Below are 11,727 nucleotides of genomic sequence, written 5' to 3'. Positions count from 1 at the left end.
TTTTGAATTATTGTACTGTATCGCTAATAGCTCTATCGTAATGGGCAATAAGTAGCTGGCCATATGGAATCACATATTTCTGGCTACTTGGGCAGGTGCTATGCGAGGCACAACGGAGGGAGCATAGCCGTAGCTATGTGACCGGAGTTGTAACGAAGCAGAGTGCCTGAACAAGGAGTCAGAAATATATGATTTCATATGGTTAGCTACTTAATACGCCTCCCGCTTCCCGCAAGATCAGCGCACCGGTTACTCATACGCTTTAAATGGCCAATCTTGCGACAAAGCAAGCGTTAATGTTGGGTTCAGCCTATACCAGCCTGAGTTCCAATCGTTTTCCCATCACTTCGGCCGCGTGGGACAATGTTCTGAGATTCAGACTTGTATTGTCCGGATCAAGCAGCCGGTCCAGTTGTGAGCGACTGGTTCCAAGCAGTTTGGCAAAGGCGGATTTGTTCACACCTTCTTTCTTCAGGTACTCATCAATCTGCCAGGCAATAACCCGTTTCATGGCTTCAGCCTGACATTCGGCCAATAGGCCATCTTCTGTCAGGAAGTCATCAAAGTTGCTGCCAATGTGAGGATTGCTCATTGTTGCCTCCTTTTATTTTCTCAATACGTCGTTGCGTCGTGACTTCGCCAAGTCCAGATCACTGGCAGGGGTCTTTTGGCTTTTCTTAGTGAAGGCGTGCAGTAACACCATTTCACCATTAGCGACAGTAAACAGTACACGGGCAATTCTGCCGCCTGTCAGGTCGCTGCGCACTTCCCAAAGCCCCTTATCCAGCTTTCGAACTACCGGCATGCCAATAGGCCAGCCGATTTCAACAGTCTTGATATCTTGCCCCACAGCCCGGCGATCCTCGCGGGTGAGAGCCTTTAGCCAGTCAAGCACTGGTTCATGGCCCGATTGTGTAGCGTAGAATCGAACAGAAATCACTTTCATTTGCTTGTACCATTTTAGGTACATTCTAGCTGAAAAAAACTTCAGGTCAAATTTATATGGGAGGGATCATCGAAATAGTTGGGTTTTGCCGGTAACATGATCTACCGGCAGTAATGTTGCGTGCCATGAACCCGTTCCCATCTTTTGCTTTTCATTCCTGAGACACCTGGCCAATGGTTACATCTGTGCTAATCTGGTGTAATATTACACCACAATAGGTAGGCAGGAGATGACCCATGGCTAGGCAAAGCATTACCCTCACTTCACCCAATGACCAATGGTTGCAGGCCCAGGTTGAGAGCGACGAGTATGGCAGTAAAAGTGAAGTAGTGAATGACTTGATTCGCCAGGCCAGGCGGCGTCAGGAGGCGACAGAATCGCTTCGTAGTGCGCTTATTGCTGGTGAAAACAGCGGGATCAGCAACGATACAGTAGACGATATCCGGGAGCGTGTATTAGCCCGGAGAGTAAAGCATGACTAAGTACAGCCTGTCGGCGGAAGCTGGGCAGGATATAGAGCGAATATTCGAGTTTGGTCTTGATTGTTTCGGGTATGAGCAAGCCAGTCATTATCTGGATGGCTTGGAAACGCATCTGAACTTGCTGGCGCAGCACCCAAATCATTACCCTGCTATCCGTCATATACGTGAAGGTTATCGACGTAGTGTGTATGGAGTGCATGCTGTCTATTACTCTGAGCTTGACGATGGGGTTTTGATTGTTCGTATTATGGGCAGGCAGGATTTTGTCGAAGCTTTGAATGTATAGAGCTTGGCAGCTAAAGAGAGCAAGGGCTTATTTTTCAGCTCAGATCATGAAGCGTTTTAGACCAAAATCCATAAAAACCGTTGCTATTTGTGGACAGTCTGACCCCGAGATGGAAGCATTATGCTGGGAAAATAATATTGAAGTGGTTGTGATTCCAGAGCGGGAAAAGTAATGCCGGTATCACTAACCGGCAATGTCCTTAAATAACACCCTGAACCTTTTCCCACGTTTTCCTGTAGCGCTCATGCCGGGCGTCAATATAAACCGCCAGGTCTGAAATCTTTACCATCCACGGCGATTTCTGGCTGTTCATGGTGCGCACCACCGGAACCGGCAGCTTTTGAGAGGCAGCAGCCAGCTTCGCCCGTTTTTCACACATGCCAAAGAACTCCTGGCAAACGTCTTCCAGCGGTACATAAGTAGTTAACCAAATGAAATCGTATTTTCTGACTAAGTGGGCAGCCACTCTGCGGCGTTACAACTACGGTCACATAGCTACGGCTATGCTCCCTGCGTTGTGCCTTGCATAGTAACTGCCCACTTAGCCAGAAATATACGATTCCATTTGTGCAACTACTTAGGGTTTTTCATACTTGGCGAAGAGCATCAACTCGGTATTCATGGTTTGTCTCCTGTTTAAAAATTGATATCCGTATCAAAAACGTCCATGTCGGCAGGCATGGTGTGAGTTGGTTTTGGTCTTTCTGCAGGGTTATGATTCCAGGCGCTGGGTGTATCGGGTTTTACGGTGAAATCGAGGCTTTTTATGCGATGCCACCGGTCCTCCTGAAGTACCTCAATACGACAGTGCTCTTTCATTTCGTTCTGTTCAGTCAGGTGCTGGTATGCATCCATCGTCAGCTCTGGCACCGGAGCCTGCTCAACCCGCTTTACCCACCACATGACCGCTTTCTGCCGGGCGTAACCACCATGCTGGAAACAGACCCATTCCCGAATAGTCTCAAAACCGCAGCGATGTTTCTGAACTTTCGCTATTGAGCAGATGGCATTCATCAATAATGAGTAAATCACAATGGCCTAACTGCTCTGCTCTTTTATGAACACTCTGGATGCTGGCAAACAGTACCTGAGCATCGGTATTGCGGGAATTCATAGAGGCTGAGTAAATGCCCGTCGGGGCTTCTGGCCATTGGGCGACAATCTTTTCATGGTTCTGCTCAATGATCTCTTTCACATGGGAGATAATCAGAAAGCGCTGGTCTGGCCAGTGCGGTAAAACCCCATGGATAAAGCGATAGCGTTTTGAATGATCCATAGCTCATTTTCCTTCTCATTGATTATTTTCAATCGTTCCGTCGAACTGGGTTTTCAGTCCTGCCAGCTTTTCATCCGTCAGCAGGCGCTTGTCTTCTACTGCCTGAATTTCCTGAGAGGAGAGCTGGCCTTTATCTGTGCCAGTTATGAATTCCTCGCCCGTTGATTTCAGGCGATAACGTATCCAGAACTCACCGCTATCAATGGGCTCAGCAAATTGCTCTAAGAGGTAAGGGTTATAGAGGTGGAGTTCACAACCTGACATCTGAACCGATTCCGGGATTTCCATATCATGACGGGCGCAGTGCCACTGGCCATCTTCAACTGGTGTGCTGTGCAGGCAGGTACGACAATTAACTACAGGGGCTTCTTGTCCATGGCAGATGGCCTGATGGTCGCAAAATTTGCAGAGGTACCAGCTGGGGTCTTCACTGATTTTGCTCAGAGGTCGGTCACTGGCAATAATAATGCATTCTGCTTTCTCAATGGCTGCTTTGCCAATAACAGGATCAAGCCGAACCCGCTCACCATACAGTTCATCTGTATTTTTGTTCACGGCGATATAGAAGGCTCGGGTCAGCTGAGGGTTTGCCAGGTACATATACACCTGCATCTGGATAAAGTGTTCTGGCTTGGCTGCCTCTACACCTTTTTTAACCAGCTTGTTGAAGGACTTCTCATTGTGGGTTTTCATCTCAATCAGGTGCCAGGTCCTGGGGGCTTCGATAAAGCCTTGGCCCACACCATCAAATGAACCACCAAAATGCCCGTTGCAGGCCGAGATTCTGAACTGCTTACCAGTGGCCGGATCGGTTTCAAAGACTTTGACGCCCACATTACGCAGATCAGCAACAAACCGTTCTTCTGCCAGATGACCCGTTTGGAACAGTCGCAGCAATTGACCGCCATGTTTAACATCCGTACACCAGCGAAAGGTGTACCAGAGCGCCCGGTCACAGGGGCGACCAATAATTGAACCGCCCAGATGCGCCCGCATTACACCACCCTGGTTGTCCTCATAATGCCGGATAATCGCGTTGATGGTCGTTTTGTTGGATTCGGGGATTTTCATAATGCTTCACCTTCCCTGGCTCTGAGCCTATTGCTGCTTTCTGTTTAACCGTCTGGCAATTCGCTGGGCTTTGCGCTTTCGCTTTCTCTCTGTTTTGGAGGGGTGTCGTTTGGTGAATCGGGCCTTATCCAGCTTTCGGGCGGAGGTGCCCGTTGAATTGAAAAACATAACTTTCTTTCCTGTATGAAGGGGGCAAGCCCCCTTGTGGCGAATGGCGGATTATTTCTGTCCCCACGGTGGCGCAGCGTACTGAGTCGCTGGGTGTGGTGGTGGTTGGGCTGACGCCGGATTGTGAGCAGGTGTCTGTTGCTGAGGTGCCGGGGCGCTTTGCATTGGTTGACCACCGGAACTGATCCACTTCTTGACTTCATTCTTTGGACCAAAGCCCGGGTCTTGTTTCAGCACAACAGCAATTCGGATCACCTGCTGTAACAGCTGTTCGGTGTCGTTAATCCTGGGCTGGCCAACCGCATGGGCAATACGGCTGATCTCTTTCCTGCCAATCTCCTCCGCTTTTGGGCTGCTGTTGACGATATTGTGTTGAGACCAGAGCTTGCGGCCTTCAAACTGGCCTTCCATTACCGTGTAGGTGAGCTTCACCATCTGGCCACCGGACTTGGTATTATCCAGGGAGGCCTCAGTGATCATGGTCAGGTATTCACCGGGCGGCAGGGGCTCAAACTCATCCGCTGGATCGTAGTCGTCTGCATTAAAACCTAACTGTGCCATTTCAATCTCCTTATTCAGTGGCTTGAGGTCATAGCGTCGCTGAAAGCCTGCCAGTCCATCCAGCAGTTGGCACCAGAGATTCAGCGCCTCCAGAAAGCCTCGTCCGTAACCAAAGTCTTCAATGGCCTGGTACCTTTCGCCCTTTGAGCCAACATACGTATCGCACAGGTGCTGCCAGATCATCGGTTCCAGATGATCCAGACTGTCGATCACCAGCGTCTGATAGTGATGGTCGGATGAGTAAAGAACCGTGATGGCATCCAGAACATCCTGGAACGACTGCATCATGGGGAAGGCGTCGACTTCCAGTTTGCCCAAACCATCTTCGGTACAGATAAAGATCGGGTTCGGTGCACCAGCGGCCAGGGTGGTTTTACCAAGGCCGGGACCTCCATGCACCACAATCCGGGGCGCCTTGATGCCGGTAGAGCGGCTGATGGATTCCAGTGAAATAGCCATTACTGAACCTCCAGCCGTTCAAACTTGATGCTGACTTTCTTCGGTTTGGTGGTGATGGCCTGCGAGACCAGCTGGTAGTGGGCGGGATTCATTTGTTGCAGGCTTTTCAATTGCCGGGTGTTGACTTCCAGTTTGCTACGGATCACCGATTGGGCGATATCCGCAGGCAGTTGTTGTCGAACGGCCGCCCATTTTTCTGAATCCACGACACGGCTCATTCCGGCGACGGTGGTCACCTTGTAGTAATCACCTTTGACCGAAAAACTGCCTTCATCTTTGGTGCCAACCAGCTTGCAGAGCTGCTGCTCAATAGCCATACGTTGTTCTCTGGCCTGGTTTTCTGCCTGTTTGGCAACTTCCAGTTCATGAGCCAGTTGGTCCAGTGGATGGGGCGAGGCAGTGGAGGGGGTTTCTTTCATAAAGTGTCATCCTTTTTGTTATTGGCTTTCTTCAGGGCGAACGAACCCGGCAGGCATCAGTGGCCTGTTTTTCAGTGTCAGGGTGAGTTCGTCTGTTGAATCGATGGCGTACATTCGTTCAGCCATCTGCTATAAAATTGCCGGGGAAGGCTTCAATGGCCTCTCCCGTCGCTTTATGGCCTGGCAGAGCTTTTATGGTTACAACCTGCGCAATGCACCGCTGTATATCAGTCAGTGCTCAGCAGCGTTGACCAGTCTGGCCAGTGCCCGGGCGGTCAGTGACAGCATTGAAAAAATAGTCAGTGATACTGGAGGTGTTACGCCTTCCATGATTGTCATTGATACCCTGGCAAGAAACTTCGGTCCTGCGGATGAAAATTCAACTCGGGAAATGAGCTCCTTTATTGGTCACATTGATGAGTATCTGCGTTCAAAATATCGCTGCAATGTACTGATCGTCCATCATACCTGCGTGGGCTCGAAAGATCGCGCCCGGGGTAACAGTGCGCTCAAAGGTGCGCTGGATGCTGAGTATGCGGTGGTTAAAGCAGACGATGAAATCAAGATTACCCCCAAAAAAATGAAGGACGCTGATGAGCCGGATGAAATGAACTTTCAGTTTGGCTCTGTGCGTCTGCCCTTCAATGACGAAGAAGGCGAGCCGCAATACAGCTGTGTTCTGCAATACCTGGATAAAGCCAATGCACTGAAGATCAAGCAGCAAGAAAACCGCGAGCATATTCGAGAGCAAGGCCGGTTACAGGCAGAAATACGGATCGGGGAAAAGCAAAAGCGGGTCATCCAAACGCTGGAAAGATTGATACTCGACTCTCAAGTTTTTAATGCACGAGTGTTTGATATTCCGGCAAACGGTACTTGAGTGAGGCAGTTGGCATCATTCTCCCCAGCTCCCTGCCTGCCATATGCTTGCTGGATATTCTCAACGGGCGATAGTCTTCGAGAGACTCCGTCAGTTTCTTGAGCTTCTCTTGAGGATTTTCTGACTCCACAACTAGTGTCGTCAATAAGAAGATTTCCCTCTGATAAGCCATAACGATCAATGATGACCAGAACACTGATGCGTAGCAATAGATGCCAGACAATTTCGGATCGATAAAACATCCACCATAAGGCGGCTGATGTGTATTGGCCAAGACTTCGACGTTCCATGGTTGCCCAGCAGAGCTTCTGAGTCAGAATCATTGCTGAAATGACAAATGCTAAAAAATAGCGTTGCTTCATAGTCAGTCGCTGAGCATGCGGAGCCTGACGTAAAGCCTGGTCAAGATGATCAATAAATTGGGTAGCGCAGGGCAGAACACGTATAAGCATGGTCATATAAAAGTTGCCAATACATTACTTTGCAACCAAGCTTGGTACAGCAGGCCTCCTGTTGCCACGATGAAGGCTTTGCGCAGCCGTGAAGCCCGAGTAGCAGCAGTGAGACCTGCTCAAATTTAACTTAATGGTCAGGCAAAAACTTTAGAGTCGAGTAAAAAGGAGCTGAAGAACTATCTCGGTGGCGGTGGTAATCGCAACACCATCAGCCGGATTTCCTCTATTTCGGCCAACCTAACGGCGCATGACTTTACCGCTAACAATTTGTCGATGGCGCTCCGTGGCTCTGTCGCTGCCGGTTCAACCACTGCCGTCACTGATGAACCTCATACCAGCTTTGGCGTAGCTGATGAGCTTATCCCGTTCGATAAGCTTCCTGATATGTCGAAGGCTATTACTGTCAAAGACAGCACGGATGCCGCCCTGACTGCCGGGGATGATTATGAATTGACCAAATCCGGTATCAAGGTTATTGGCGGTGGCGGCATTGATAACCTGGGTGTGAAAGTGAGCTATACCCCACTGGCCACCAATATGGTTCAGGCCCTGATTGAATCGGGCAAAGAGTTTGTCCTGTTTATGGAAGGACTCAACGATGCGCAGGATGGCAAGCCGTTTAATCTCCGGGTGCATCGGGTAAAGTTCTCCCCTGTCCAGAACCTTGATTTTATTTCGGACGACTTTGCCGCTATCGCTCTGGAGCTTGATGTGCTGGCAGACAGTACTATTGATGGCTCCGGTCTGAGTACCTTTATGCAGATTGATCTGGCGCAGTAATCCACCGTTTGCTTCCTGCAATTTAGCCCCTTTCGAGGGGCTTTTTTTTGAATTAAAGCACTATGGCCAATATCAAAGAATCAGCAATTAAGTTAGTCCTTAAGGCAAAGGATTTATTGTCCTCTGACGTAAAAAAATCCTCTGCCTCTTTGGATGCCTTTAGGAAAGAGGCGAATAAACTTAAAGGCCAGTTAGAGGAACTTGAAAACCAGAATAAGCTACTCATGATGCCGGTCGGGCTTTTCGGGAGGCGGAAGATAAAGTGGCCAATCTTGGCCAGGAAATGGGCAAGACCGACAAGCCAACCAAGGCCATGCAGGCGACCATGGCAAAAGCCCGGAGAGATGTAAAAAAGGCGAATACCGAATATAACCGCCAACGGGAGGCGCTGGCCAAACTGCGAGGCTCAATGTCCTCTGCGGGGTTATCGACCAAAAACCTGAAGCAGCAGCAGGCCAAACTCGAACAGCAGCTGAACGAGACCCGGACAGCATTTAAGCGGGCGAACGAAAGCGCCCGGCAGACAGCGAGAACGCTACGCAATAGCAACCTGAAAAAAACCGCCAAGGATGCCGAATCGGCCAGTACATCCGTCGGCAAGCTTACCCTGCGTTTTCTTGGGCTGGCAGCGGCAGCGGGTGGACTCTATACCTTAAAGCGAAGCATTGAAGGGGTATTGCAGACAGGCGACCAGTTTGAGCGTTTGGGCGTTCAGATGGAGGCGATTACCGGATCGTCTGAAGAAGCCCAAAAGGCCATGCAGTGGATCAAGGATTTTACCCGGAATACACCATTCCAGCTGGAAGAAGTGTCTGAAGCTTTTGTACGTTTAAAGGCGTTTGGCCTTGATCCTGCCGATGGCTCTATGCAAGCCATTATTGACCAGGCTTCAAAGCTTGGCGGCGGCATGGAGCGACTAAAGGCATCACCCTGGGATTAGGTAAAGCCTGGGCAAAACAAAAGCTTCAGGGCGAAGAAATATTGATGCTGCTGGAGCGTGGTGTCCCTGTATGGGATTTGCTGGAAAAGGTCACCGGGAAGAATGTACAGGAGATCCAAAAACTTTCCAGCGCAGGAAAGCTTGGCCGGGAGGCAATAAGAGGGCTTATTCAGGAGATTGGCAAAAGCTCAGAAGGTGCTGCCGCCAAAAACATGAGTCTGTTGTCGGGTTATGTCAGTAACCTGAAAGACAGCTGGCAGCAGTTCCAGGATGAGGTGGCCAAGAGCGGGGCTCTGGATTACGCCAAGGAAACCCTGGCTGGCATCGCTGCCGAAATTGAGCGGATGAACCAGAATGGCCAGCTGGCTGAATTGGCTAAAAAGGTTAGCGATGCCTTTATCGCCATGGGTGACACCATCAAGCATGCCTTTGCCGGGGCAACCATTGATGGCTTTGTCACCAGTATCCAATCAGGCTTTACCACCATCACAGAAACCATGGCGGCTCTGCGGACTGCCTTTGATTTTACCAGCTCCACCGTCAAGGGCTTTTTCAATACCTTCACAGCGATTGTTAAAGGCTTTGTTACAGCCTATACCGGGATACTATACGGCGTTGTCAAGGTATGGCAGGAAGTAGCCGATGCCTTGGGCTTTGATGGCATTGCTGAAAAGATGAAGGGCACCACAGACTTTCTCGGCGGCTTGACCAAGGAGTTTGCCAAGCAGACGGTTGAGGATGCCAAGGATGTCCGGGATGCGCTGAGTGGGGTGTACAACAGCTTTGCCAAGGAAAGCAGGGATGCGGTAAGGACAGCAGACGATTCAGCCAAGACCATGACCAGGAGCCAGAACTGCTCTGGCAAAATTACGCGGATGAATTGGTTAATAGCCAGAAAACGGTTCAAGATGCATTTAAAAATACTGGGGAAGAAACTGCAAAAACTACTTTTAAAGATGCCGCTGATCCAATGGCACAGGTTAATAGTGCCGAAACCCGGGCAGAGCTTGCCAGTTTAGGGGTTGCTCTGGCAGAAGCATTAAGTGCTGGCATCCTGTCTCAGGAGGAATATTACGAGGCGACCGAGGCCAGCCGGAAAAAGCTTCAGCAGTTCAACAAAGAGGCAAACAAAACCAAGGAATCCTTGAAAGACGTTGGCGACACTGCCGAGGAAGCCGGGGAGCAACAGGCCGAAGCTTTGACTGATGCCACCTCTATTGCCGGAGTAATGGCCGGTCATTACAACAGCCTTACCGCAGAACTTCAGGGTATGAGTGGTGCTGCACACGATGCCTTTGTCGCTATGAATGGTATTGGCAACATAAACACCGAGCAGGCTATTAGCAGTATTGCCGAACTGAAAAGTCAGCTCGAAGAAACCAGAGAAGCACTCAACAAGCTACAGCACTCTTATACCTTTGATGTTACCGGCATCAGCAGCTGGATGAATGAGACTGCAAAAAATGCGGCCTATGTCAAAAGTCAGTACTTGGAGCAGAAGATCGCCCTCGAAGAACTATTAGAGAGCTATGAGATCGGGTGGCTCCACAGCGAGAAGCTTTATCCTTCAGGGCGAGCGAGCTGCTAATACAATGAGTCTCCTCAATAATCAGGATTTAGACCGGCTCAATAACGCCATTGTTTCAGCCAAACAAAACATGGCCAGCTTAGGTGACAGTTCCCGGAATACCCTAAACAGCCTGCAAGATGAACTGGATGAATTGTAGGGCAGACAGTCTGATATTGAGCAGCGCCGTTATCAAAGCCAGCGTGACGATCTGAAGGCACAGCAGGCGGAGGCTATTGCCAAAGGGGATCAGGAGGCAGTCAAGAATATTACCTCTGCCCTGCGGATCAGCGAGCAGATTTACAACGAGCGTTTGCGGCAGGCTAATAATGAAAAAGCCAAAGCCCTTCAAGAGAGCCAGGTGAACACGACAGCAACAGCCCCCCGCACTGCTTCAGAATCCCCTCAGCGTATTATCCGGCTCGAATATCCCGGCGGTGGTGTGAATATTGGCATTGCTCCAACGGATGAAGCCAGTTTGCTTGATGCGCTTAAAAATGCAGGATTGAGGACAGTTTAATGCAACTGGATACCATAACACTCCCCGACGATCTGCTCTGGATCAATGAATATGAATGGAACCCGGTAGAGCAAACCACCGAGCGCAGCCTGACCGGGGCTTTATTGGTACAGGAAGGCCAGTTAGTTCATGGCCGTTCTATTGTTCTTTCTGGCAATGGCGAGGCCGGTTGGGTTTCCCGGCTAACAGTCAAGAGCCTCTTTGCTCTCTCCAAAGCGGCCAATAAAACGATGACTCTAACGCTCCCGGATAACCGGCAGTTTTCCGTTATCTTTGATCGTTCTAATGGGGCTCCCATTGAGTCACAACAGCTTATGCCGTTTGCCTACCCGGACGATAGCGACCAATACCTTCTTACCCTTCGATTGCTAACCGTTCACTAAGGCTGAGAGGGGGCGATCGGGACTGTAAATATTCCTTCAGCTTGACGACTGAAAAGCGGGGGGACAGTACCTTATAAATTTTTACTGGAACTCTGGGTCGTTTCAGTTAAATTAGAAGTCAGTGGTAAATTACCTGAGTTTTTAGTTGAATTGACTGACTGAAGATACCGCTCTCTTGCGATCACAGCTTGCTCTTTAGCTTCTTTCTTGTTGGAGGTTTGTATTTTGATTCTATTGTAGGTCTTTATATAGATCTTTTGTCCCTCGGCGTAAGCGGGATCTGCCTGGTAGCGCTCCCTTTGGCGCTCCCTTTGACGCTTGGCGTAAGCGGGGTCTGTCTGGTAGCGCTCCCTTTGGCGCTCGGCGTAAGCGGGATCTTTGCGAAGCTCCCTTTGGCGTTCCCTTTCGCGCTCGGCATAAGCGGGATCTGCTTGGTAGCGCTCCCTTTGGCGCTCCCTTTGGCGCTTGGCGTAAGCGGGATCTTTGCGAAGCTCCCTTTGGCGCTCCCTTTCGCGCTCGGCGTAAGCGGGATCT

The 11,727-nt window shown here is 50.0% G+C and carries 17 protein-coding genes and 3 pseudogenes; 9 read left to right on the top strand and 11 right to left on the bottom strand.

The genetic code is table 11. From position 1 onward, the window contains the following. Window positions 1-310: 310 nt before the first annotated feature. Entirely contained in the window at window positions 311-592 is a 282-nt protein-coding gene (locus tag CX664_RS22950; RefSeq protein WP_101748977.1) for an XRE family transcriptional regulator, read from the bottom strand. Between the two features lie 12 nt (window positions 593-604). Next, complete coding sequence (locus tag CX664_RS22945) at window positions 605-946, bottom strand: type II toxin-antitoxin system RelE/ParE family toxin (RefSeq protein WP_101748978.1); 342 nt, start codon at window positions 944-946, stop codon at window positions 605-607. 236 nt (window positions 947-1,182) lie between these two features. Here CX664_RS22945 and CX664_RS22940 point away from each other — a divergent pair, with 236 nt between their 5' ends. Genes CX664_RS22940 through CX664_RS27920 form a run of 3 tightly spaced genes read left to right on the top strand, consistent with a single transcriptional unit; the run spans window position 1,183 to window position 1,886 of the window. Next, window positions 1,183-1,428: a type II toxin-antitoxin system ParD family antitoxin gene (locus CX664_RS22940; RefSeq protein ID WP_101748976.1), complete on the top strand. Its 246-nt coding sequence runs from the start codon at window positions 1,183-1,185 to the stop codon at window positions 1,426-1,428. Beyond that, complete coding sequence (locus CX664_RS22935; RefSeq protein WP_101748975.1) at window positions 1,421-1,714, top strand: type II toxin-antitoxin system RelE/ParE family toxin; 294 nt, start codon at window positions 1,421-1,423, stop codon at window positions 1,712-1,714. The genes CX664_RS22940 and CX664_RS22935 overlap by 8 nt, the downstream gene beginning before the upstream one ends. Window positions 1,715-1,760: 46 nt before the next feature. Further along, on the top strand, window positions 1,761-1,886 hold the full coding sequence (locus CX664_RS27920; RefSeq protein WP_276328515.1) for a hypothetical protein: 126 nt from the start codon (window positions 1,761-1,763) through the stop codon (window positions 1,884-1,886). Between the two features lie 27 nt (window positions 1,887-1,913). Here the strand turns inward: CX664_RS27920 and CX664_RS22925 are convergent, their stop codons facing one another. From CX664_RS22925 to CX664_RS22900, 7 genes are all read right to left on the bottom strand, one after another. Continuing rightward, window positions 1,914-2,180 (bottom strand): pyocin activator PrtN family protein, encoded by a 267-nt coding sequence (locus CX664_RS22925; protein ID WP_180966598.1) that lies wholly within the window; start codon window positions 2,178-2,180, stop codon window positions 1,914-1,916. Window positions 2,181-2,350: 170 nt separating this feature from the next. Then, window positions 2,351-2,617 carry a hypothetical protein gene (locus CX664_RS22920; RefSeq protein ID WP_101748972.1) on the bottom strand — a complete coding sequence of 89 codons (267 nt, stop codon included), beginning with the start codon at window positions 2,615-2,617 and terminating at the stop codon, window positions 2,351-2,353. 58 nt (window positions 2,618-2,675) lie between these two features. Next, window positions 2,676-2,990: a DEAD/DEAH box helicase family protein gene (locus CX664_RS22915; protein WP_101748971.1), complete on the bottom strand. Its 315-nt coding sequence runs from the start codon at window positions 2,988-2,990 to the stop codon at window positions 2,676-2,678. A gap of 15 nt (window positions 2,991-3,005) precedes the next feature. Next, window positions 3,006-4,061, bottom strand: a complete 1,056-nt coding sequence (locus CX664_RS22910) for a PD-(D/E)XK nuclease family protein (RefSeq protein WP_101748970.1) — start codon at window positions 4,059-4,061, stop codon at window positions 3,006-3,008. A 27-nt stretch (window positions 4,062-4,088) separates the two neighbouring features. Next, window positions 4,089-4,229 (bottom strand): hypothetical protein, encoded by a 141-nt coding sequence (locus CX664_RS26685; RefSeq protein ID WP_163372319.1) that lies wholly within the window; start codon window positions 4,227-4,229, stop codon window positions 4,089-4,091. 51 nt (window positions 4,230-4,280) lie between these two features. Next, complete coding sequence (locus tag CX664_RS22905) at window positions 4,281-5,249, bottom strand: AAA family ATPase (protein ID WP_101748969.1); 969 nt, start codon at window positions 5,247-5,249, stop codon at window positions 4,281-4,283. Next, a complete protein-coding gene (locus CX664_RS22900; protein WP_101748968.1) occupies window positions 5,249-5,668 on the bottom strand; it encodes a DUF7173 family protein in 420 nt (139 codons plus the stop codon). Before CX664_RS22900 ends, CX664_RS22905 begins: the two co-directional genes overlap by 1 nt. 103 nt (window positions 5,669-5,771) lie before the next feature. Here CX664_RS22900 and CX664_RS22895 point away from each other — a divergent pair, with 103 nt between their 5' ends. Next, window positions 5,772-6,548, top strand: coding sequence for an AAA family ATPase (locus CX664_RS22895; protein ID WP_101748967.1), 777 nt, complete (start codon window positions 5,772-5,774; stop codon window positions 6,546-6,548). On the opposite strand, the gene CX664_RS25945 is transcribed toward CX664_RS22895, so the two are convergent. Continuing rightward, entirely contained in the window at window positions 6,500-6,910 is a 411-nt protein-coding gene (locus CX664_RS25945; protein ID WP_163372322.1) for a hypothetical protein, read from the bottom strand. The two genes, CX664_RS22895 and CX664_RS25945, sit on opposite strands and share 49 nt — an antisense overlap. 258 nt (window positions 6,911-7,168) lie before the next feature. On the opposite strand from CX664_RS25945, the pseudogene CX664_RS22890 reads away from it, so the two are divergent. The 5 genes and pseudogenes from CX664_RS22890 to CX664_RS22865 form a co-directional block, all read left to right on the top strand. Further along, a pseudogene (locus CX664_RS22890) lies at window positions 7,169-7,783 on the top strand (phage tail tube protein); the annotation flags it as partial. Window positions 7,784-8,066: 283 nt separating this feature from the next. Continuing rightward, window positions 8,067-9,742 (top strand): annotated as a pseudogene (locus CX664_RS28355) (tape measure protein). Beyond that, window positions 9,694-10,311, top strand: coding sequence for a hypothetical protein (locus CX664_RS22875; protein WP_101748963.1), 618 nt, complete (start codon window positions 9,694-9,696; stop codon window positions 10,309-10,311). The pseudogene CX664_RS28355 and the gene CX664_RS22875 overlap by 49 nt, the downstream one beginning before the upstream one ends. Window positions 10,312-10,603: 292 nt before the next feature. Next, on the top strand, window positions 10,604-10,810 hold the full coding sequence (locus CX664_RS22870; protein ID WP_101748962.1) for a hypothetical protein: 207 nt from the start codon (window positions 10,604-10,606) through the stop codon (window positions 10,808-10,810). Further along, on the top strand, window positions 10,810-11,193 hold the full coding sequence (locus tag CX664_RS22865; RefSeq protein WP_101748961.1) for a hypothetical protein: 384 nt from the start codon (window positions 10,810-10,812) through the stop codon (window positions 11,191-11,193). Before CX664_RS22870 ends, CX664_RS22865 begins: the two co-directional genes overlap by 1 nt. A gap of 71 nt (window positions 11,194-11,264) precedes the next feature. Here CX664_RS22865 and CX664_RS26680 read toward each other — a convergent pair. Beyond that, a pseudogene (locus CX664_RS26680) lies at window positions 11,265-11,727 on the bottom strand (hypothetical protein); the annotation flags it as partial.

It is taken from the genome of Endozoicomonas acroporae (assembly GCF_002864045.1).
In the GTDB taxonomy this organism is placed as follows: domain Bacteria; phylum Pseudomonadota; class Gammaproteobacteria; order Pseudomonadales; family Endozoicomonadaceae; genus Endozoicomonas; species Endozoicomonas acroporae.
This window is presented reverse-complemented; position numbering and strand designations above follow the sequence as displayed.